Source organism: Tunturibacter empetritectus (assembly GCF_040358985.1).
Classification (GTDB): domain Bacteria; phylum Acidobacteriota; class Terriglobia; order Terriglobales; family Acidobacteriaceae; genus Edaphobacter; species Edaphobacter empetritectus.
This window is the reverse complement of the sequence record NZ_CP132932.1, coordinates 3,615,332-3,637,472: the sequence shown is the minus strand read 5'-3', so window position 1 is coordinate 3,637,472 and position 22,141 is coordinate 3,615,332. Positions and strand designations below refer to the sequence as shown.

The following is a 22,141-nucleotide window of genomic DNA, read 5'->3' as shown; positions in this document are numbered from 1 at the left end:
TTCAGAACGAGGTCACAAATGAGCCGACAAAACCGACTCCTGCAACTCTCTCTCATCCTTTTATGCACTGCGTGGCCTTGCTTCTCTCAGTCTCAGCCGCCTGCTGAAGTAGCCATCACAATCGACGCCCACGCCGCCACAACACCATTCCCGCATTTTTGGGAGCAGATGTTCGGCTCCGGGCGCGCCATCCTCACCCTGCGCGAAGCCTATCGCGAAGACCTCCGCGCCGTGAAAAAAGTGGCGGACTTCCGCTACGTCCGCTTCCACGCCATCCTCCACGACGAAGTCGGCGTCTACAACGAGGACGAGCACGGCAACCCCGTCTACAACTTCGCCTACGTCGACTCCATCTACGACGGCCTCTTGAAGAATGGCGTCCGTCCTGTCGTAGAGATCAGCTTCATGCCCAAAAAGCTTGCCTTCAACCCCGACGCCCTACACCCCTTCTGGTACAAGCAGAACGTCTCACCGCCAAAGAGCATGGAGCGCTGGGACGACCTCATCCAGCACTTCGCCCAGCACCTCGTCGAGCGCTATGGCATCGACGAAGTCTCCCAGTGGTACTTCGAAGTCTGGAACGAGCCCAACATCGACTTCTGGAACGGCATCCCGCGCCAGGAATCGTACTTCGATCTCTACGATCACACTGCGCGCACACTCAAATCCGTCAACCCACGTCTGCGAGTAGGCGGCCCTGCCACCGCAGCGGCACAATGGATCCCAGAGTTCCTTCAACACACATCAGACAACCACGTCCCCGTCGACTTTGTATCGACCCACGGCTACGCCGACGACACCGTCCACAACATGTTCGGCACCAACGAAGACATCGCCATGGACGACCGCGTAGGCCGCGCCATAGCCAAGGTTCGCGGAGAGATCAATCACTCCGCCACCCCTCACCTCCCGCTCTTCTGGACCGAATGGAACGTCCCCGGCCAAATGGAATCGCGCGACACCATCTATGTCGGCTCAGCGCTGGCCAACACAGTCCGTGAGTGCGACGGCAACGTAGACATGCTCTCCTTCTGGACCTTCTCTGACGTCTTCGAAGAAGGCGGCCCCACCAGCACTCCCTTCCGCGGAGACTTCGGGCTACGCGCCTTCGACGGCATCAACAAGCCCAGCTACTACGCCTACGGTCTCCTGCACCAACTCGGCGACCAACGCCTTGCCAACACCTCCAACAACATAATCGTCACACGAACAGCAAACGGAAACCTGGCCATCGCAGCCTGGAATCTCGTTGACCCCGGCCAGCAAGGCATCTCTCTAGAACTCAACCTTCATCTGGCCAGCGTCCCGCAAAACGCGAAGGTCGCGATTCAAAGAGCCGATCAGACCCACGGCAACGTCCTACCCCAGTGGGCAGCCATGGGCAAACCCAAAAACCCCACACCCGCCCAGGCCGAGCAACTCAACCGCGAGACCGCACTTCCCGCCCCGGAGCAGACAGCACTTCGCAATGGAACTCTCCACCTCAGCCTCACTCCAAACGCGTTGGTCCTGATTCAAGTCGAAGACTCGCAACACTGAATCGCCCAAACTCCGACAGAATCGCTTCACCTCGCCCCAAAATAAACACCGAGAAGAAAAAAGAAATCCCAATCACGGAGCGATACCGCAAATTTGCGCATCATAAGGCAGAACGAATTTAAGCGAAGCACAGCGTTGGAAGAATGACTGCTCCCCGCTGGCCCATACAAACAGATCAGGATAAAATCTGCGTAGAACAAGAGGGCTATTGAAACTTATCTCCATAGCGAGGCGCTCGGTTGAAGACACGCCTTCTCGTGCGCCGGAGATCTGCGTTTTATTCGGTCAGATTCTCGTACTCCTCACAACGCTTCTGGTAGCCGTCATGCCAGTGACGGAATACCTCTGGACCTTCGACAAGTTTCTCCGCGGTGGTCAGGACTGTGAGTTCGGGCTTCTCGCTCTGGCCGCAGTCTTCTGCCTCATGCTCGTTCTCTCTCATCAACGAAGAGCGGTCCTTGCCCTGATACTGTCGCTTCGACGCGTGTTGTCTTCTCTCTTTCAGCCAGCCGATCCAGCAGCCAGGCTCTGCCCCTGCATGGTCTCGTCTGTGCAGTACAACCTGCCGCGCAACATCTCCCTTCACTCCATCAATCTCCCACTACAAATCTGATAGCTCTCTTCGTGCTTTCGTAGTCGCGACTCCCTCCGAGTCGCATGCGGTCTCTACCTAAACTGATCTGTTCTCATACAGCCGATCATGGAGAAGCAATGAAGAAATCAGAAGTCCTTCACGCGTGGGCTAGAATCCTCGGCGGCCGCGCTCCCTCCCTGTCCATCGAAATTACGAAGGAGTGCCCTCTGCGTTGCCCAGGATGCTACGCCTTCGATACGGCACATCTAGGCGGAGCAACCCAGCTGCGCGAACTCTCCGACTACAAAGGCGACGAGCTCGTCCAACGAATACTCGACCTGCTCGACAAAGAGAAGCCCCTTCACGTCTCTCTCGTCGGCGGCGACCCCTTAGTCCGGCATCGCGAACTCGAACTTCTCCTCCCGCAGATCGAAGCTCGCGGGATCCACACTCAAATCGTCACCAGCGCCTTCCGAGTCATCCCCCCCGAGTGGAAGCGCTTCAAAAAGCTCAACGTTGTCGTTTCCATCGACGGACTTCAACCCGAGCACGACGAACGTCGCAAGCCAGCCACCTACGAGCGCATTCTGAAGAACATCCAGGGCGCCAGAGTTACTGTCCACTGCACCATCACTGCGCAGATAGCCGACCGTCCCGGATACCTCGATCAGTTCCTTCAGTTCTGGAGCAGCCAGACTCCAGTGGCCAAAGTCTGGTTCAGTCTGTTTACCCCGCAGCGTGGTGCCACCGATCCGGAGATTCTCACCTCGTCCCAGCGAGTCGCTGTCATCGCCGAGCTCCACCAGCTCCGAAACAAATATCCGGTACTCGATATGCCGGACATTGTCATCCAAGAAATCTCCTCTCCACCAAAGTCCCCCGAAGAGTGTATCTTCGCTCGAACAACTATGACTGTCTCCGCCGACCTTTCAACCAAAATTACACCCTGCCAGTTTGGTGGAAACCCCGACTGCGAACAGTGTGGATGCATCGCCTCCATGGGCCTGGCGGCAGTCGGCCATCATCGCGTCGTCGGTCCGCTCACCGCTGGCCATCTCTTCCTGGCCTCCGCCAAAATCGGAAAAGCTTGGAGAAATCTGCAAAGCCCTCAATCCCCAAGAAGGATCATCCAAATAAAAAGATCTCCATTCGAAATCCTGTGAGGAAACATGCACTTTAAAAACCGTAATGGGATTACACTTCATGGCAATGAAAGAGGAACGATGATCGAAGAATGTATTGGCCGGCCCGAAGTCGAACTAAGGCGCGAACTCGTGCAGTTCGGCCGATGGCTCTCTCGACTCGGCTTTATGCCCGGCACCTCCGGAAACCTCTCCGTCAGGCTCGATCAGGAGCGCCTGCTGGTCACACCCACCGGCATGAGCAAGTACCTCATGCGCTCCTCCGACATGGTCATCGTCGACCTCGAAGGACGCCAGCTCGCAGGCTCAAGAAAGGTCACCAGCGAACTCAGCATGCACCTCGCCGTCTACCAGATGAGAGCCGACATCGAGGCCGTCGTCCACTCCCATCCCCCCATTGCTACCGCCTTTGCCTGCGCAGGCCGCGCCCTCGACGAGATGCTCTGCCAGGAGGCCGTCATGACCCTCGGCTCAGTCCCCCTGGCCCAGTACGCCACCACCGGCACCGACGAGGTCGCAGCCAGCCTCAGGCCCTTCATTCCCCATCACACCGCCATCCTTATGGCCAATCACGGCGCCGTAGCCTATGGACCCACGCTCACGGACGCCTTCCTCAAGATGGAGACCGTCGAGCACCTCGCCCACATCCGCCTCGTCGCCCACCAGCTAGGCTCCTTGCAAACCCTCAGCGACCATCAACTGGACGACCTACTCCGCGCAAGACAAAAGTACATTCGCAACGCAACTTAGCAACCGCCGTAGACGCCTCTAGCCTCACCCACGTCCAAAGTCGATAAACGCATGTTGCGGATCGGTATGCAGCAGCGTCACATCCACCATATCCCCCACATCCAGCCCCTGCGCGCCCCGCACCACCTTGCCCTCCACCGGAGGATCAAACACCCGCACATACGTCCCCTTATCGTTCGCCCCGGTAATCACTCCATGGAAGGTCTTCCCCACGCTTCCGGCGAGCCCCACCGCCGCCACTCGCTTCAACATCGTCCGTTCCACCTTGCGCCCAGCCGACTCTCTCTCGTTGCAGTGTGTCGCAATCGCGGCAAGCTCCTCATCGGTGTAAGGAGCAGCCTCGCCCGCCAGCATCGCCTTCACCACTCGCTGCGTCACCAGATCGACGAACCGCCGGTTCGGCGCAGTCGAGTGCGCATAGTCCTGCGCCGCCAGCCCGAAGTGCCCCGGCTGCTCCGCATCATCATCGCCCTTGGCCAGAACATACTCCCCCGGCCCCATCAGCTTGATGATCGCCAGCGACAGATCCGGATAGTGCACCGCATCCGACTCCCTCTGTGCCTGCAAAAACGCATTCAGCGCGCCCGAGTCAGGCTGAGCCGGCAGCACCGTCCCATGCCGCCCCACCAGCTCCACAATCCGCGCCCACCGCTCCGGCGACCGCACCACCCTCCGAATCGACGACCGCTTCGCCTCCCGTAGCATCCGCGCCATCGTCTCGTTCGTAGCGATCATCAACTCCTCAATCAAATCGCTCGCACGATTATGAAACGCCGTCCCAATCGACTCCACCTTGCCATCCACTACCACCGGATCGGCCTCCACCCGGTTGAACTCCAGCGCACCCATCTTCACCCGCTGAGCCCGCAGCGCCTGGGCCGCCTCATCCTGCAGCCGCAGCTGCGCTTGTAGATCAACCGAAGCAGCCACCTTCGCATCCGGCCCCGCCTTCCCTTCAAGCCACGGCCCCACATGGCTGTAAGCAAGCTGCGCCTTGTTCCGAACCTGCGCCCTGTAGATGGCAGTGTCCTGCACCTTCCCTTCACTATCCACCACAAACTCAACCACCACCGCCATCCGATCCTCGTCTTCATTCAACGAGGTCAGATCCGTGGAAAGCTCCGTCGGCAGCATGGAAAAGTTTCGCACCGCCGTATAAACCGTCTGCGTCTGCTCCGCCGCATGACGATCCAGCGGAGTATCCTTCAGCACCGAAGCCGAAACGTCGGCCACCCCCACCATGACGCGCACCCCACCGTCCACGCGCTCGGCCACCTCAATCTGGTCCAGATCCCGCGAAGTGTCATTATCGATCGAAGACCACAACAGCCCCCGCAGGTCGCGAACATCCGCGTCGGTCTTCGCTCCGGCAGCCGAACGAATCGCCGCCACCTGCGCGTCACTGCCTTCAGGAAAGTCGGTATGAAAACCCTCGCGAACCATCTCAGCGGAGGCAGAACCAACCAGGTCAAAAGTATGGGTAGACATGCAAGGGAAGCCTACCATGCCAGTGCTAACCCTTCGTAATCGCCTGCTCCAGTGCCAGCGCCAACCGCCCCGCCCATCCTGACACCTGCTCTGCATCCGCGCCGGTCACCTCATCCCGGCTACCCTCCAGCACCGCCAGCTGCACCGCAAAGTTCCCCACCGTCGAGCTCTCCGCCGCGCCGCGAAACAGCTCCAGCCCCGTAGCCTCCTGCGTCAGCCGGTTCAGAAAATCATTCTGGCTCCCACCACCCACCACAAACAATCGCTTCAACTTCTTCCCGCTATGAAACGCCACGCGCTCCAGCACCTCCGCATACCGAGCCGCCAGGCTATGAAAGATCAGACTCGCAAACGCGGGAGCATTCTCCGCACCTTCCTCCAAAGCCTTTAGCCCCCTCCTCAACCGTTGAGCATTAATCCTCTGCAGCATCCCACCCGCCAACAGCAGATCGGCATCATCCACATTCAGCAGCCCCTCCGGCTTCGCCACCTTCTCCGCCGCTGCCACCAACTCCGGCACACTCCACTCCCTGCCCTCCGCCGCCCACTCCTGCAGACACTGCCGGATCAACCACATCCCATTCACATTCTTATGAAAACAGACTCTCCCCCCCACCGCTCCAAGATTCGTGAAGTTCTCCGCCGCGACAGCCGCATCATTCCTCGGCTCCGCTAGCACCGTCCCCACCAGCGACCAAGTCCCCGAGCTGAGGTAAGCCCAGTCCTCCCCCACCGCAGTGATCCCCGCAATCGCCGAAGCCGTGTCATGACAGGCCGGAGCGATCAACACCGTATCGCGAAACGCCGCCAGCTTCGCCAACTCACCACGCAACCTCCCAACCTCAGTCCCCGGTGGAACCAGCTTGGGCGCAAGTGCAACATTCAGCTCCGCAGCCTGAAAGATCTCCTCACACCAACGCCGCCCATGCAAATCCACCATCTGCGAGTGAGTCGCATTCGTGAACTCCGCCACCCGAGCCCCGCCCCAGCGCGACAGAATATACTCCGGCAGATTCATCCACTGACTACCCGCAGGCAGTCCCTGCAACCGGTCCGCATACAGCTGATACAGCGTGTTGATACGCAGCAACTGCACACCCGTACACTCGCGCAGCCGCTCAGGCGTTATCTCCTCGTACAGCATCTTCTCCGCCTCAATCGTCCTCTCATCGCGATAGCAAAACGGATCAGCCAGAGCGCTCCCATTCCCATCCACGCGCACATAGTCCACAGCCCAGCCATCCACTGCGATTGAGCGCACGCCCTCCACTGCCATCTCCGCACAGAGTCGAAGCCCATGCTCCAACCCAGCTTCGATCATGCCTAAATCCCACCGCAGCCCGCCATCTGTCTCACGCGGAGCGTTGGCAAACCGATGCACCAGCGTAATCACCGGCCGTCTCGCCACCCATCGCAGCAGCGAAACCCGGCAACTCTCTGCCCCCAGGTCCACCGCCACCAAAGCCCGCGTATCCAATGGAATTTGCGGAACCAGCGCCATATCTGGCGTCCGTCTCATCGCGCGCCTCTCCTATCGCAAATCCGCTTCTGTTATCGCAGATACGCTTCCGTCAAACCACCATCCACCGGAACCAGATGTCCCGTCGTGCATCGAGCCAGAGGCCCCGCAAGGAACATAATCGCCTCCGCACAATCCTTCGGATCAATCGGCTGATGCGTCAACGTTCGCGTCGCATAAAACTGCGCTAGCTCATTCCGCAGTCCATCATCCGTATCCGTCTCTTCAAACGGCAGCTTGTACTTCTTCAGCGAAGCGATCACGCGATCACGCGGAAACATCGTCGACCCCTTCACCACTGTAGCCGGACTGATCCCATTTACCCGCACCTTCGGCGACAGAGAAACCGCCAGCTCTCGCACCAGGTGGCTCAACGCCGCCTTACTCACGTCGTAAGCCTCGCTGCCACGCTTCGCCACCACAGCATTCGCGGAACTCGTTAGCACCACGCTTGCGTCGATCCCCTGCTCCGCAAAGATCTTCGCCGCCTCGTCTGTTAGCAGATAGTTCGCCGTGACGTTAACCTCAAGCGTCAAAGCCCACTGCGCATCGCTGATCACACCATCCGGCGACGAAGGAAACAGCGCAGCCGTGTTGATCAAAATATCGATCCCACCAAACTGCTTCACCGTCGTCTCAAGAGCAGCCCTAATCGTCTTGCGGTCGCGAATATCAATGCTCGTCCAGCTGACCGCCTCTCTCCCGGCAATCGCCTTTACCTCCTCAGCAACCGCCTCGGCGCCCTTCACATCGCGATCGGCCACCACCAAATGCGCTCCACGCTGAGCTGCAAGCAGCGCAACCTCGCGCCCAATCCCACTCCCACCGCCAACCACAAGAGCAACCCGCCGGCTCAGCTCCTTCTCCGGCGGCTGTCTGCGAATCTTCGCCTCTTCCAGCTTCCAGTACTCAATCCGAAACGCCTCACTCAGAGGCAGCGCAACATAGTTCGCATGCACTGTAAACTGATCCGCGGAGGCGGCCGGGCCCGCCTGCGGAATATCCGGGGTCCCCGGCAAGCTTGCTCGCTGGGGTGAAATCTCCTTACAATCCACTCCCGCGCCCAGAGCACCCGCGCCCTGCATCACACCAATCGCATTGACATAAAACTCCCCGGTAATCCGCGACTCCGTCTTATTCTTTCCAAAGCTGAACATCCCCACCCCCGGCACCAGTACCACCGTAGGGCTCGCATCGCGCACCGCAGGCGAATCCTTCACCGCATGCTTCTTGTAGTACTCCGCATACTCCACGCGATACGTCTCAAGCGAACTCTCAATCAGCTCCTTCAACTCCGTCGGATCGCCCGCCGGATTCCACTTGAGAAACATCGGCCGAATCTTCGTTCGAATAAAGTGATCCGGGCAGCTCGTCCCCAGGTGCGCCAGCTTCTCCGCCTGCGCCGAGTTCACAAACTCCATCACCTGCGGCAGATCGCTAAAGCTCCCAATCCATCGCTGCTTCCGCGACACCACCCCACGCAGATAAGGCATCACCTGCAGCGCAACCGCAACCCGGTCTTCGCGACTCTTCACCTGCCCGCCGCCAAAGTGCTTATGCCCCGCAACCGAACCATGCCGCTCAATAAACTGCCCCAGCTGATCGATGATCGTAATCGTATTTAGGTAGCTCTCGCGCTGCGTCTCGCCCCACGTAAACAGCCCATGCCCGCCCAGCACCACGCCATCGCACCCCGGCGTCTCCTCCACGATCTTCTTCAACATCATGCCCAGCTCGAACCCAGGCCTCTGCCACGGCAGCCACACCAGCATGTTCCCAAACTCCTTGTTGAACTCCTCCATCTTGATCTTCCCGTTTGCCGAAGCCGCCAGCGCGATCCCCCAGTCAGGATGCAGATGGTCCACATGCGCAAACGGCAGAAACCCATGCAGCGGCGTATCAATCGAAGCCGCCACAGGATTATTCCCAAACGTACACAGCGGATACATCTCCACCATCTCGTCTTCGAGATCCACCCCGCGATACGCCTTCTCCAGCGCCAGCAGCTTTTCCAGGTACAGCGTCGCAAACCCCGCGCGCTTGATGCTCCCCAGATCGCCCCCACTCCCCTTCACCCAAAGAATCTGCTTCGTCTTTCCATCCAGCGGATCGACCTGCTCCAGCTTCGAGCTCGTATTCCCCCCGCCGAAGTTGGTAATCCGCAGATCCGAGCCCAGCAGGTTCGATCTGTATCTCAGCAGCTCCGGTGCATCCAGCTTCGCCGCAACAGCCTCATCCCAACGATCTTCCAAAAACTTCAGGCCGCTCTGTGCCGTCATGTGTCAACCTCTTCGCCCTGGCCTAAATCCAGGCCCCGACTATCATTCCACACGCAACACCAATACGGCAACTATTTCCAATGAGAAAATTATGCCAAAACTCAAACCCCGCCGAGCGAATCCCGGGTCACCATCTTATGAGCCACATAGTTGTAAGGTGGCACCGTCTGCCCCCGCAGCAGCGACAGTCCAAGATGAATCAGACTCGGCCCATACGAGCTCGCCTCATGCGACACCGACCCGATCAGCGGCGACTTGTCCCTCCGCATCTCCTGCATCGCCTCCGCAATGCAATCCTGCCCCACAATCGCCACATGCTTCTCGCGTCTCTGCTCCCGCACCGCATCCACCGCGCCCAACGCACTTGAGTCCGTAGCCGCCGCAATCAGAATGTGCTTGTCCTTCGGATGCCGCTGTAGAAAATCCGAGATCAACTTCTTGCTCCGGTCGCGCATCCCTCGCCCGTCGATCCGCACAAACACCTCCACCGGCAACTCCGGATGTCCGCTCCTCACCCCTTCAAACGCACCAGTAATCCGGCTCTGCACCAGTTGCCCAGCCTCCGCCAGATCCAGCCCGATCACCCAATCCACCTTCCCGTCCCAGATGGCAATCGCATGCGCTCCTAGCGTCTCCCCAGCTTCAATCCCCACCCGATAGTTATCCACTCCGAAGTAAGTCGCATGAGGATGTGGAATATCAATAGCAATCAGCGGAATCTTCGCCCCCGCAATCTTATCCCCGATCATCGGAGCAACCTCCTGCTCCACCTGAAACTCGATCACCAGATCCACCTTGCTTGAAACAAACTCCTCCGCATTCCGCAACGCAGTCGCCGCGTCATAGCGATTATCCAGAATCAGTAGATCGACCCCCGCCGCCGCCGCTGCATCCTTCAAGCTCTCGGTCACCTCCACCGAAAACGGCATATCCGCGCTCTGCCCGCCGAAGCCAAACCGCATCTTCTTCGGCCGCGTCACCTGCCGGTACGTCCCATCGGGAGACTGCGAAAGATATCCCCGGTGAACAAACGTCTTCAACACCCGGTACACCGTCGTCTTCGAGATTCGCGTCTGCCGATGGATCGACTCCAGTGTCATCGGCTGGTTCTCCGCCTGCAGCAGCTCCAGAATATCCAGCGCCTTCGACAGCACAGGAATCAGATAAAGTCGTTTCGAGGTCTTTCGTACCGCCATAGTCTCCCGCCGAGGAGCGACCACTCAGCCGATCCATTATGCGGCACCTGCCTCGGTTTCGCTAATGGAATTCCCATCCAACAGCGATCAAAACGCCAGAATTCCCTCTTCCCAGAACCCCAACCCCGCGCCTCACCCCGCAAACGATCAGGAAGAAATCTCTAAGCGTAAGTCGAGACGCTGCGAGCGTTCCTGCTCTCTCGCTCCCGCGTGATCTTCTCCACATACCCACTCTCCGCCAGCGCCTTCAGAGGCTCCGCCGGCAGCCCGCGCGCAACCCTCCACTCCCTCACGATCGGCCGCACGTCCTGCCAGAAGCTACTCCGGAAGCACTCCTCCGCCTCCACCAGCCGGCACTCCTGCTGCAACTCCGCCAGCTTCGCTTGGTCGATCAGCGCAGCCTTCGCATACAGCTCTTGCGCCATCGCTACCGTCTGCACCATCGCCTCCACCTTGCCCTTCAGGTTATGGCTCTGGTCGATCATGAAGGCAACATCCGCGCGTTCCTTCTCCTCCGCACTCAAAATCTCATGGAAGATTCGAAACACCTGGTAAGGATCAATCGACCCCAGCGTCAGGTCGTCATCGGCGTACTTCCTGTCGTTGAAATGAAATCCACCCAGCTCCTTCACATGCAGCAACCACGTCACGATCTGTTCAATATTCGTCGCCTGCGCATGATGCCCCGTATCCACCAGCACCTTCGCCTTCGGCCCGCAGCGCCGCACCAACTCCAGAGCCATCCCCCAGTCCGCAATGTCGGTGTGATAAAAAGCCGGCTCAAACGGCTTGTACTCGACCAGCATCCGCTGCCCCTCTCCGAGAGCAGCATGGGTCGCACCCAGCACCTCTTCCATCCATCCAATCCGCTTGCGAATACTCTGCGTCCCCGGATAGTTCGATCCATCCGCAATCCACAGCGAAACATCCTTCGACCCCAGCGCCTGCCCAATCGCCACCGAATCCAGAAGATGCTTCAACGCCATCCCGCGAACCTCCGCGCTGGGATTCGCAATCGATCCATACTTGTACTCCGCACTCTGAAAGAGATTCGGATTGATCGACCCAGACTTCATCCCATACTTCTTCTCGAGCGCCTGAATCGCAGGAACATCCGCCCTCCCATGCGGCAAATCCCACAGCACGTGCAGCGCCACCGTCGGGCTCGCGCCCGTCAACGCATTCACCTGCGCCGCATCGCTGAACTTCTCTTCAATCGTCGTCGCCGCGCCACCCTGAATAAACTTCCCGAACCGCGTCCCGGTATTCGCAAATCCCCACGACGGAACCTCGATCCGAAAACCATCCAACGCGCTGTACACCCTCTGTGCGTCCCGCTCTGCCACTCCAGCACCGTTGTTTCCCATCACTCAAGTCCCTCGCGCGTCCAAGATATTACGATATAGAAATATACTCTCTATTGAAACATAGGCAGACTGCGCCTTTTTACCGTCATTTGTCAAAAGATTTTTTCCACGCTTCAAACAATTAGAAGTACATCCAGAAATTGCGGCCCATGCACCCCCTTGATCCGTGTCATCTCGATATCCGCCGTCGCAGACGGCCCCGAAACAAACGTAGTCGCAAGTCCAGCCGTCCCCTGCAGACGCCCCATTGCCTCCGGCACCGTCTCCACTACATCCTCCGCCCTCACCACGCACAGGTGATAGTCGGGCACCAGCGTCGCCGCCCGTCTTCCCTGCCCCGCCACACCCTGCAGCACGAACGTCCCCGTCTCCGCAATCGCCAGCGTCGCCCCCGTCATCACCCCATCGACACCATCCAACTCCTCCGAGGACAACCCCTCATCCACCACATACTCCACCGCAGCCGAAGCAGACATCCACGCAGCCGGCAACCCCACCGGCACCACCATCCGCCGAACTCCCCGCTCCACCAGCCGCTCCGCGACACTCTGCCCTACGTCCTCACCCACAACCCGAAACACCCGCGCATCATAGTCCCGCAGCCGATCCTCCAGCAGCGCCAGCACCCCCTCGCGCTCCAGCGTCCCCCTCCGCCGATACTCTCGTGCAATCCCATCCCACCCAACCCGAGCCGCAACTCCATCTGACGCTCTACCTGTAGCCGCCCTCACCCTGCGCAACACCCCCACCCGCGAATTTGTAACCAAATCAGTTTCCATTCTCACCCCGCCTCTCCCACCAGTCCCGAAACGTCTCCTTCGGCATCTCCCCGAGATCCCTGGCCTGCGTCCACCCGCCCAGCAGCCCCGGCAGCCACCCAATCCATCCCTCACCCTGTGCGTCCCTGCGCACCAACGGCCGCTCGGCGATGCGCCCTAGCCGTTGGGCCGCCCTGAATCTCCTCTCACTCCGAAAGATCAGAGCCATCGCCTTCATCGCCCCGGCCTCCACATCGAACAACCCCGCGACCCCAGCCGTATTCTGCTTCACCACCTTGTTGCGCAGATGAATCAGCACCTCCGGAATATTGATCTTCACCGGGCAGACCTCATAGCACGCCCCGCACAACGAAGATGCATACGGCAGAGACTGCGCATGATGCATCTCCTGCAGCTGCGGCGTCAGAATCGCCCCGATCGGCCCCGCATACACGCTCCCATACGCATGTCCCCCCGTCTGCCGATAAACCGGGCAGACATTCTGGCAGGCCCCGCAGCGAATACAGTTCAGCGTCTGCCGTCCCTCATCATCCGCCAGAATCTCGGTCCGCGCATTGTCCATCAGCACCACATGAAACACCCTTGGGCCATCTCGTAGACCATCGCGAGCGCCATCTCGCAAACCATCGCCAGCAGAAGCCCCATCCACCCCAGTCCAAATCGAGTTATAAGGATTCATCCGCTCCCCGGTAGCCGACCTCGGCAGCAGCTGCAGCATTACCTCCAGGTCCTGAAATCGCGGCAGCACCTTGTCAATCCCCGCAATCGTGATCAGCGTCTCAGGCAGCGTCAGACACATCCGTCCATTGCCCTCGCTCTCCACCACACAAACCCCACCCGTCTCCGCGATCAAAAAATTCGCCCCACTCACCGCCGTCTTCACCCGCAGAAACTTCTCCCGCAGAAACATCCGCGCCGCATCCGCCAGATCCTCCGGCCTCCCTCCCAACTCCGGCAGGTTCATCTCCCGCTGAAAGATCTCACGTATCTGCTCCCTGTTCTTATGCAGCGCCGGCACCACAATATGCGACGGCCGATCCGCCCCCAGCTGAATAATCAACTCCGCCAGATCGGTCTCATAGGGATGAATCCCCGCAGCCTCCAGCGCGGAGTTCAGCTGAATCTCCTCCGTCGTCATCGACTTGATCTTGATCACCTCATCCGACCCCGAAGCCTTCACAAGCCCAATAACAATCCGCCGCGCCTCCTCCGCATCCCGAGCCCAGTGCACCACTCCGCCCGCGCGCGTACAGTTCGCCTCAAACTCCTCAAGATAAAAATCCAGATGCTCCATCGTGTGCCGGCGAATCTGCTTCCCTGCCTCGCGCAGCTCCTGCCAGTCCGGCATCTCGCTCACCACTCGAGCCCGCTTCTCCTGGATCACGTCCGTAGCATGACGCACATTCTTCCGCAGCTGCACATCGCCCATCATCGCCTTCGCCGCCATCGGAAACGTCGGCGCAGTCTTTGGATCCAACCCAGCACCACTCATGCCTCACCCCCAATCAAGCAGAAATTTGGGTGCCCCATATCTCGATTTTGAGATGTGGGCATCGCGCAGAGCGCGACCGTTGCTGCCCATCTCCGTTGCAAGCTCATCTCTCCCATCAACGTAAAGCCCCCTCATCCCCAGCCAAAATCTCAGCCAGATGCACCGTCTTCACGCCCGTCCTCTGCCGATGCAGCGCCCCCTGAATATGCATCAGGCACGAGTTATCGCAAGCCGTACAAGCCTCAGCCTTCGTATTCAAAACCGCCGTCGTCTTCTCCGCCAGCATCGCGCTCGATACATCCGCATTCTTAACCGCAAACGTCCCGCCGAATCCGCAGCACTGCTCCAGCCCCTGCAACTCGACGAGATCAATCCCCCGCACCGCCTTCAGCAGCCGCATCGGCCCATCACCCAACACCAAATTCCGCAACCCATGGCAGCTCGCGTGATACGTCACCCGATGCGGATAGTAGGCCCCCACGTCCTCCAGCCCCAGCCGCTTCGTCAGAAACTCCGAAAACTCAAACACCTTCGGCAGCAGAGCATCCACCTCCGCAATCAGCTCCACCCGTCCGATCGCCAACGCCATCTTCGGATAGTGATCCCGCATCATCGCCACACATGACGACGACGGCACCACCACCGCCTCGGCGCCCTTGAACTGTTCCACAAACCGCGAAAGCAGCGGCATCGCCTCCGCCTGATAGCCAGTGTTATAGTGCATCTGCCCACAGCATGTCTGCCCTTGAGGAAACTCCACCGTATGCCCCAGTCGCTCCAGCACCCGCACCACAGCCTTGCCGGTCTCAGGAAACAGCGTGTCGTTGTAACAAGTAATGAACAGTGAAACTCGCAGACCATCCTCCAGGCGAAGCAGCGATCCGGAATAAGATTCAATAGAGAGTATATTTCCCTAACGCAACTTGTGTCAGGTACGATAGTACCCGCTCGACCCAGGCACCACCATCATTCACCAGAACGAGGCCTCGTGGGACCCAATCCTTTCATCGGCGTCATCTATCACTGGATCGGCGGTTTCGCCTCCGCCACCAACTTCATCCCCTTCCGCGGCATCAAGCGCTGGTCGTGGGAGATCTACTGGCTCATCCAGGGATTCGCCGCGTGGATCATCGCCCCCATCGTCCTCGCCTCGCTCCTCGTCCCGAATCTCTTCGGCATCCTCCACGCCGCGCCCGCCTCCAGCATCCACTACGCCATCTTCTGGGGCATCCTCTGGGGAGCAGGCGGCCTCACCTTCGGCCTCGCCATCCGCTACCTCGGCATCGCCCTCGGATACGCCATCGCCCTCGGCCTCTGCACCGCCTTCGGAACCCTCATCCCGCCCATCTATGACGGCTCCATCCACATCATCCTCCACGAAACCTCCGGCCAGATCATCCTCGCCGGCGTCCTCCTCTGTCTGATCGCCGTAGCCGTCAACGGAGCCGCTGGCCTCTCCAAAGAGCGCGAAATCACCCCGGAAGAAAAGGCCGAAGCCGGAGAGACCGACTACAACTTCGGCAAAGGACTAGCCGTAGCCATCTTCGCCGGCGTCATGAGCTCCTTCTTCGCCTTCGGCCTCAAAGCCGGAGCCCCCATCGGAGCCCTCGCCAAAACCGAGCTCCTCGCCCACAACCGCCTCGACCTCTGGCAAAACCTGCCCGTCCTCATCGTCGTGCTCTGGGGAGGCTTCCTCACCAACTTCGTCTGGTCCGCCATCCTCATCCTCAAAAACGGCTCCATCAAACAATTCACCGGCCAACCCGGCCTAAACCCCATGCGCGCCACCCACGCCTCCGGCCAGACCCTGGTCGACTTCGACCCCCTCGATCCCTCCACCTACGACCACCTCGCCCCAAAGACACTCGTCCAGAACTACATCTTCGCCTCCCTCGCCGGCGTCATCTGGTACTTCCAGTTCTTCTTCTACTCCATGGGTCAGACCAAGATGGGCAAGTATGACTTCTCCAGCTGGACCCTCCACATGGCCAGCATCATCATCTTCGCCACCCTCTGGGGGCTCTTCCTCAAAGAGTGGCGAGGCACCAGCCGCCGCACCAAAACCCTCGTAGCCACCGGCCTCTTCCTTCTCGTCAGCTCCACCATCGTCGTAGGCTACGGCAACTACCTCAAAGCCAACGAAGCCCCCACCACTATCACCACCCGTTAGCCCCAACACACCCACAAAACGACGGCCTGACAGGCAAAGGGAGCCCAATGCCTCTTGGAGCCGTCATCCTGAACGTAGTGAAGGATCCCCGTATTTAGCTTTTGCCGTTGCCTGTTTTCTTGTTGTCATTCCGCAGCGCAGCGGAGGAATCTGCTGTTGCCTTTCACTGTTGCCTAGCCCAACCCAACAGCCCCACGATTCATTTATCCAAATCCTCAAACGCATACCGCCCCAGCGCAAACGGACGCGAAACCGCCGGCTTACTATCCAGCGGGTAAGAAGGATAAGGATCAACGGTCCCCGTAGGAAAACCCCAGATCTTCCCGGTCCGCAGATCCACAACCACCTTCCCGTACACCTGCCCCGTCCCATCCGGATACCGCAGATTCTGCACCCCCGGCTCAATGTAGAGCGCATGAGCCGCAGACGAGTCCGCCGCAACCGGGGGAGGAGACACATACGGCCTTGCGGCGATCTCAACCAGCGCCAACGCAATCACCAGCAGAAGAGCATTCCTCAACGCATCTTTTCTCACGTGGACCTCCCTCAACAAACCTCGCCGCATCTTTATTCCCATTGTGGACGAGAACCCGCACGAAAAGCCTCACCGTAGAGAAACAATTCTCAAGAACCTAACACTCGCAACCTCTCCGCCGATAAAGCCCCCATGCTCTCAAAGCCGAAGTTCTCCGACGGAAGATTCTGCCCCCACTGCAACACCGAATCCCTGCATCGCTCCCACCGCCGAGGCTGGGACTGGTTCTTCCACTACCTGGCTCTGCGCCCAGTTCGCTGCACCGGCTGCTGCCAGCGCTTCTATGCCCGCCGAACTGCCTATGGCCCCCACATCCGCCCCCATACAGGTCATTCGCGATAAACTAGAAGGGACATGATCCCTACCCTCGAATGGCTCCCCACCGGCGTTAACTTCCTCGATCAAACCAAGCTGCCCCTCGAGGAGACCTACGTCCTCGCCACCGACTACAAGCAGGTCGCCACCGTCATCCGCGACATGATCGTCCGCGGAGCCCCAGCCATCGGCGTCTCTGCCGCCATGGGCATGGCCATCGGCATCGACCGCAGCACTGCGACCACCCTCCCCGCCCTCACCGAAGAGGTCGCCCTCATCGCCAAAACCCTCGCCGAGACCCGCCCCACTGCCGTCAATCTCTTCTGGGGCATCGACGAGATCCGCAATCTCTACATCGCACTCGCCGCCAAAGACACTCCCATCTCCGAGATCAAGTCCGCCATAGTCGCTAAGGCCCGCCGCATGTACGACGAGGACATCGCCGCCTGCAAGCAAATGGGCGCACACGGCGCATCGCTCCTTCCCAAAGAAGGCACCGTCCTCACCCACTGCAACGCGGGAGCCCTCGCCACCTGCGGCTACGGCTCGGCCCTCGGCGTCATCCGCGCTGCAATCGAGCGCGGCCACAAGATTGATGTCTTCGCCGACGAGACCCGTCCCTTCCTGCAAGGCGCCCGCCTCACCGCATGGGAACTCATGAAGGACAACATCCCCACCACCGTCCTCTGCGACAACATGGCCGCCTCGCTCATGCGCCAGGGCCGCATCCAGGCCGTCATCGTCGGTGCCGACCGCATCGCCGCCAACGGAGACGTCGCCAACAAGATCGGCACCTACGGCGTAGCCATCCTCGCCAAAGAGCACAACATCCCCTTCTACGTCGCCGCCCCCTGGTCCACCCTCGACCTTCAAACCGCCACGGGCGACCTCATCCCCATCGAGCAGCGCGACGCCCGCGAAGTCACCCACTCCAACGGCAAGCAGATGACCCCTCACGGCGTAGCCATCGAGAACCCAGCCTTTGACGTCACCCCCGCAAAGTACGTCACCGCCATCATCACCGAGCGCGGCGTCCTCACCTCTCCCTACAACGACTCCATCCGCGCTATGTCCAAACAGCCTGAACCCGAGCTCACCGCAGTATAAAAATCTCACTGCGACTAAAGTTGCCATCGGATGAACCAGCAGACTCCTCTGGGTGTGTTCCCCTCGCTTGGACACACCCAGTCATCACCACAACCAACTCCGCAACGATCTCCCGCCATTATTGCAATCAGCTTTTGCCTGCATCAAAAATGAAGCTCAGGCAGGCCACTGCCGCTCCTCCCAAAACTAGCGCCAAACTCCGCACGCTCGTATCCTTAAAACAGACACACCCTACGTGAAATATCCCCTCTTCAATCCGCGTGTCCACTCTCTTCTCCGCGGCAGCCTTCTGGTACTCCTCAGCCTCGCCGTAGCTCTCCTCCTTTCCGACTTCCCCCACAACCGCGCCACTCCCCTCCTCATCCTTCCCGTCCTCTTCGCCATCGCCGGCACCGCCGACACCGTCCGATGCATGCAGCGCCGCTGGAGCTTCTATCACGCCGGCGTCATCCTCTGCATCTACATGGACCTCATGGCCCTCTGCATGATCCTCTTCTTTCTCCTCTACCCTTACGCCCGCTGGATAGCATCTTCCCAATAACAAGCCTCCTCCCAATAGCCAACCCCAGCTCCTCCCCCCTCAACTACCCTCTAGCCTTTAAAATCTCCTGCGGTATACTCCCCGCACCGGAACAAGCAGCGATCAACGGTTCCATGCACGATCAAACTAGGAGATTGACCTCATGTTCAAAGGATTCCGCGATTTCATTCTGCGTGGTAACGTCGTCGATCTTGCCGTCGCCGTCATCATCGGAGCCGCATTCACCTCCATCGTCACCTCGCTGACTGAGAAGATCATCAATCCCCTCCTGGGCGCAGTCATCGGCAAGCCCAACTTCGGCTACCTCATCGCCCACGTCAACGGCGGCGAGATCCGCTACGGCGACTTCATCACCGCCATCATCAACTTCCTCCTCATCGCCGGCGTCGTTTACTTCTTCCTTGTACTGCCCATTCAGTACCTCCTGAAAAAATTCCACCCCACAATCGCCGAGCCACCTGCCACCAAGCCCTGCCCCCAGTGCCTGGGCGACATCCCCATCCCCGCCACTCGCTGCAAGTTCTGCACCCAGCCCGTATAGCTCTTCGCTCAAAAATCCATCGCAGCGGCTCACATCCATCGTGAGCCGCTTTATCGTGTCCGCAACAAATCACTGAGACTCAAAATCTTCGAGGGAACCCTCCGCCAGAAACCTCTGTCCACAGAACCTCCCCGGCAAAGATCCTGCCCAAACTCAATTCTGCGATACCCTGATATCTCGACAACCCACATCGAGGCCCACGACTTGACTCGTCTCCGCACCGTAGCCTGCCTGCTCCCCCTCGCCGCCCTCACACTGGCCCAGTCTCCCACCCCCCAGGTCTTCGGATATCGCGACTTCGCCCAGCAGTCAAAGTGGGACAAAATCTTCATGGCTGTCCCCGACGCCGCACTCGCAGGCCAGCACCTCAAGACCCTCACCGCCGCCCCCCACTGGGCCAGTTCACCCGAGGACTACGCCACCGCCGTCTACGTCGCCGACAAGTTCAAAGCCGCCGGCCTCGAAACCCAGATCGTCCCCTACAAAGTCCTCCTCACCAAACCCGTCAAGATCCTCATCGAAGCCTTCGATGCCGACGGCAAAAAACTCATGTCCGGTCCCACCCCAGAGCACGTCGACCCCAGCAAATTCGGCGGCGACCCCTTCCAGGACGATCCCCGCATCCTGCCCGCCTTCAACGGCTCCTCCCCCTCGGGCGACGTCACCGCCGAGGTCGTCTACGCCAACTACGGCACCCTCGCCGACTTCCAGCAGCTCACCAAACTAGGCATCAGCGTCAAAGGCAAGATCGTCCTCGTCCGCTACGGCGAAAACTTCCGCGGCATCAAGACCTACATTGCCCAGCAGTACGGAGCCGTCGGCGTCCTCATCTACTCCGACCCCGCCGACGACGGCTACTTCCGCGGCGACATCTACCCCCGCGGCCCATACCGCCCCGAGACCGCCGTCCAGCGCGGCTCCATCCAGTTCCTTCCCATCTACCCCGGCGACCCCACCACTCCCGGCATAGCCTCCACACCCGACCTCCCCGACTCCAAACGCATCCCCGTCGACAAGCTTCAGAACAATCAGCCCACCATCCCCACTAACCCCCTCTCCTACCACGACGCCGCCCCCATCCTCAAAGCCCTCGGCGGAGCCGAATCCCCCCGCGACTGGCAGGGCGCACTCCCCTTCACTTACCACCTAGGAGCCTCCAGCAATCTCGGAGCAGGCGGCACTCACGGTACGCCTCCTAAAATCACTGTCCACATGCACCTCGATCAGGACATCGCCCTCCGTACCATCTGGGACGTCACCGGCACCATCGACGGAACCGACTCCACCCAGAAAGAAGACTGGGTCGTAGCCGGAAACCACCGCGACGCCTGGGTCTACGGCGCCGTCGATCCCAACTCCGGCACTGCCGCCATGCTCGAAACCGTTCACGGCCTGGGCGAACTCCTCAAGCAAGGCTGGAAGCCACAACGCCGCATCGTCCTCTGCAGTTGGGACGCAGAAGAAGAAGGTCTCATCGGCTCCACCGAGTGGGCCGAGCAGCACGAAACCCACCTCGCCCACGCCGTAGCCTACTTCAACACCGACGTAGGCGTAGCCGGCCCCAACTTCGACGCCGCCGCCGTACCCTCGCTCAAACAGTTCGTCCGCGAAGTCACCAAAGAAGTCGCCAGCCCCAAAGGCGGAACCGTCTACGAACAGTGGAAGGCCGACCAGGCAACCGCCCCCACGCGGCGCACACACAAGCCAACCGAATCCACTGACTCCGACGTCCACATCGGCACCCTCGGCTCCGGCTCCGACTACACCCCCTTCATCCAGCACCTCGGCGTCCCCTCCACCGACATCGGCTCCGAAGGCCCCTACGGCGTCTACCACTCCGTCTTCGACAACTACAACTGGTTCACCAAATTCGCCGACCCCACCTTCGTCTACGAGCAGCAACAAGCTCGCGTCTTCGGCCTCGAGATCCTCCACATGGCCGACGCCGACGTCCTTCCCTACGACTACCAGCTCTACGGCAAAGAGATCGTAGGCTACCTCGAGGCCGCGCAGAAACAAGCCACCGCCAAGAACCTCACCCTCGACTTCACCGCTGCCCAGGCCGCCGCCAACCGCTTCGCCGCCGCCGGCACCGCCATCCGAGCCACCCAGGCCGCGCCGTCATCAAACCCCGTCGCACTCAACAAATCCCTGCGCGAAGCCGAGGGCGCTCTTCTAAACCCCGAAGGTCTCCCCAAGCGCTCCTGGTACAAACACACCATCTACGCTCCAGGCGAGTTCACCGGCTACGCCGCCGTCGTCATCCCCGGCGTGAACGAAGGCATCGACGCCCCCGACGCCCCGAGAGCCCAATCGCAGCTAGCCGCCTTGGCCGCCGCCCTCAACCACTCCGCCGCCATCCTCGAAAACGCAAACAAACAAGCCACCAAATAACCACCAACCCACCACAGACCACCATCCTCAACACCATAAGCGCTAGCCTCCGACCAACGGGAGGACCACCCGAAGGGGGTATACAAGTCACGAAGTGACCGCCCCACGCGTAGTGGGCCCGTCCGGCAGGACCTGAGCATTAAAAAGAAAAACCATCCCCCAAAAGACGCATCTTTGCTTCCCGAAGTGGGATGTCCCCATTTAGTCACCTGCCGCATGATTACTCTCAAGACGGTCAAAGCCGCCCAAAGGAGACTCCCCAATGGTCCACGATCTCGTTCTAGCTTTGGTTTTTCTCGCAATGATTATTGCTCCTGCACTTCTTGCCATGCGATCTGACAAACAGGAGAAAGATATTCTCTAGACTCACCGCTGTGCTGCCGCCCCACGGAGTAAGTTGTTGCCAGCCCACA

The 22,141-nt window shown here is 59.9% G+C and carries 19 protein-coding genes; 9 read left to right on the top strand and 10 right to left on the bottom strand.

The genetic code is table 11. From position 1 onward, the window contains the following. Nucleotides 1–18: 18 nt before the first annotated feature. From RBB75_RS15020 to RBB75_RS15005, 4 genes are all read left to right on the top strand, one after another. A complete protein-coding gene (locus tag RBB75_RS15020; RefSeq protein WP_179637535.1) occupies nucleotides 19–1,539 on the top strand; it encodes a GH39 family glycosyl hydrolase in 1,521 nt (506 codons plus the stop codon). A 208-nt stretch (nucleotides 1,540–1,747) separates the two neighbouring features. Further along, the gene (locus RBB75_RS15015) at nucleotides 1,748–2,152 is read left to right on the top strand and encodes a hypothetical protein (RefSeq protein WP_353068540.1); all 405 of its coding nucleotides are present in this window, start codon (nucleotides 1,748–1,750) and stop codon (nucleotides 2,150–2,152) included. A 98-nt stretch (nucleotides 2,153–2,250) separates the two neighbouring features. Further along, the gene (locus tag RBB75_RS15010; RefSeq protein WP_179637533.1) at nucleotides 2,251–3,276 is read left to right on the top strand and encodes a radical SAM protein; all 1,026 of its coding nucleotides are present in this window, start codon (nucleotides 2,251–2,253) and stop codon (nucleotides 3,274–3,276) included. A gap of 60 nt (nucleotides 3,277–3,336) precedes the next feature. Next, entirely contained in the window at nucleotides 3,337–4,005 is a 669-nt protein-coding gene (locus tag RBB75_RS15005; RefSeq protein ID WP_353068539.1) for a class II aldolase/adducin family protein, read from the top strand. A gap of 24 nt (nucleotides 4,006–4,029) precedes the next feature. Here RBB75_RS15005 and RBB75_RS15000 read toward each other — a convergent pair whose 3' ends face one another. From RBB75_RS15000 to RBB75_RS14965, 8 genes are all read right to left on the bottom strand, one after another. Further along, entirely contained in the window at nucleotides 4,030–5,493 is a 1,464-nt protein-coding gene (locus tag RBB75_RS15000; protein WP_353068538.1) for an RNB domain-containing ribonuclease, read from the bottom strand. A gap of 25 nt (nucleotides 5,494–5,518) precedes the next feature. Continuing rightward, nucleotides 5,519–7,012: a rhamnulokinase gene (locus tag RBB75_RS14995; protein ID WP_353068537.1), complete on the bottom strand. Its 1,494-nt coding sequence runs from the start codon at nucleotides 7,010–7,012 to the stop codon at nucleotides 5,519–5,521. Nucleotides 7,013–7,044: 32 nt separating this feature from the next. After that, the gene (locus RBB75_RS14990; RefSeq protein WP_353068536.1) at nucleotides 7,045–9,291 is read right to left on the bottom strand and encodes a bifunctional rhamnulose-1-phosphate aldolase/short-chain dehydrogenase; all 2,247 of its coding nucleotides are present in this window, start codon (nucleotides 9,289–9,291) and stop codon (nucleotides 7,045–7,047) included. A gap of 101 nt (nucleotides 9,292–9,392) precedes the next feature. Next, complete coding sequence (locus RBB75_RS14985; protein WP_353068534.1) at nucleotides 9,393–10,487, bottom strand: substrate-binding domain-containing protein; 1,095 nt, start codon at nucleotides 10,485–10,487, stop codon at nucleotides 9,393–9,395. Between the two features lie 161 nt (nucleotides 10,488–10,648). Beyond that, the gene (locus RBB75_RS14980; protein WP_179637528.1) at nucleotides 10,649–11,854 is read right to left on the bottom strand and encodes a TIM barrel protein; all 1,206 of its coding nucleotides are present in this window, start codon (nucleotides 11,852–11,854) and stop codon (nucleotides 10,649–10,651) included. Between the two features lie 113 nt (nucleotides 11,855–11,967). Further along, complete coding sequence (locus tag RBB75_RS14975; protein ID WP_179637527.1) at nucleotides 11,968–12,633, bottom strand: LutC/YkgG family protein; 666 nt, start codon at nucleotides 12,631–12,633, stop codon at nucleotides 11,968–11,970. After that, entirely contained in the window at nucleotides 12,623–14,125 is a 1,503-nt protein-coding gene (locus RBB75_RS14970) for a LutB/LldF family L-lactate oxidation iron-sulfur protein (protein ID WP_353068533.1), read from the bottom strand. Before RBB75_RS14970 ends, RBB75_RS14975 begins: the two co-directional genes overlap by 11 nt. Before the next feature lie 115 nt (nucleotides 14,126–14,240). Next, complete coding sequence (locus tag RBB75_RS14965) at nucleotides 14,241–14,981, bottom strand: (Fe-S)-binding protein (RefSeq protein WP_179638803.1); 741 nt, start codon at nucleotides 14,979–14,981, stop codon at nucleotides 14,241–14,243. Nucleotides 14,982–15,113: 132 nt separating this feature from the next. Between RBB75_RS14965 and RBB75_RS14960 the strand changes: the two genes are divergently transcribed. Beyond that, complete coding sequence (locus RBB75_RS14960; RefSeq protein WP_179637525.1) at nucleotides 15,114–16,295, top strand: L-rhamnose/proton symporter RhaT; 1,182 nt, start codon at nucleotides 15,114–15,116, stop codon at nucleotides 16,293–16,295. Nucleotides 16,296–16,494: 199 nt separating this feature from the next. On the opposite strand, the gene RBB75_RS14955 is transcribed toward RBB75_RS14960, so the two are convergent. Continuing rightward, entirely contained in the window at nucleotides 16,495–16,830 is a 336-nt protein-coding gene (locus tag RBB75_RS14955) for a hypothetical protein (protein WP_179637524.1), read from the bottom strand. 138 nt (nucleotides 16,831–16,968) lie between these two features. Then, nucleotides 16,969–17,163, bottom strand: a complete 195-nt coding sequence (locus RBB75_RS14950) for a hypothetical protein (protein WP_179637523.1) — start codon at nucleotides 17,161–17,163, stop codon at nucleotides 16,969–16,971. A gap of 21 nt (nucleotides 17,164–17,184) precedes the next feature. Here RBB75_RS14950 and mtnA point away from each other — a divergent pair, with 21 nt between their 5' ends. From mtnA to RBB75_RS14930, 4 genes are all read left to right on the top strand, one after another. After that, the gene (gene mtnA / locus RBB75_RS14945; protein ID WP_353068532.1) at nucleotides 17,185–18,252 is read left to right on the top strand and encodes an S-methyl-5-thioribose-1-phosphate isomerase; all 1,068 of its coding nucleotides are present in this window, start codon (nucleotides 17,185–17,187) and stop codon (nucleotides 18,250–18,252) included. 235 nt (nucleotides 18,253–18,487) lie between these two features. Beyond that, complete coding sequence (locus RBB75_RS14940; protein WP_179637521.1) at nucleotides 18,488–18,793, top strand: permease; 306 nt, start codon at nucleotides 18,488–18,490, stop codon at nucleotides 18,791–18,793. A gap of 142 nt (nucleotides 18,794–18,935) precedes the next feature. Then, the gene (mscL, locus tag RBB75_RS14935) at nucleotides 18,936–19,334 is read left to right on the top strand and encodes a large conductance mechanosensitive channel protein MscL (RefSeq protein ID WP_179637520.1); all 399 of its coding nucleotides are present in this window, start codon (nucleotides 18,936–18,938) and stop codon (nucleotides 19,332–19,334) included. Between the two features lie 204 nt (nucleotides 19,335–19,538). After that, complete coding sequence (locus RBB75_RS14930; protein WP_353068531.1) at nucleotides 19,539–21,728, top strand: M28 family metallopeptidase; 2,190 nt, start codon at nucleotides 19,539–19,541, stop codon at nucleotides 21,726–21,728. Nucleotides 21,729–22,141 lie beyond the last annotated feature (413 nt).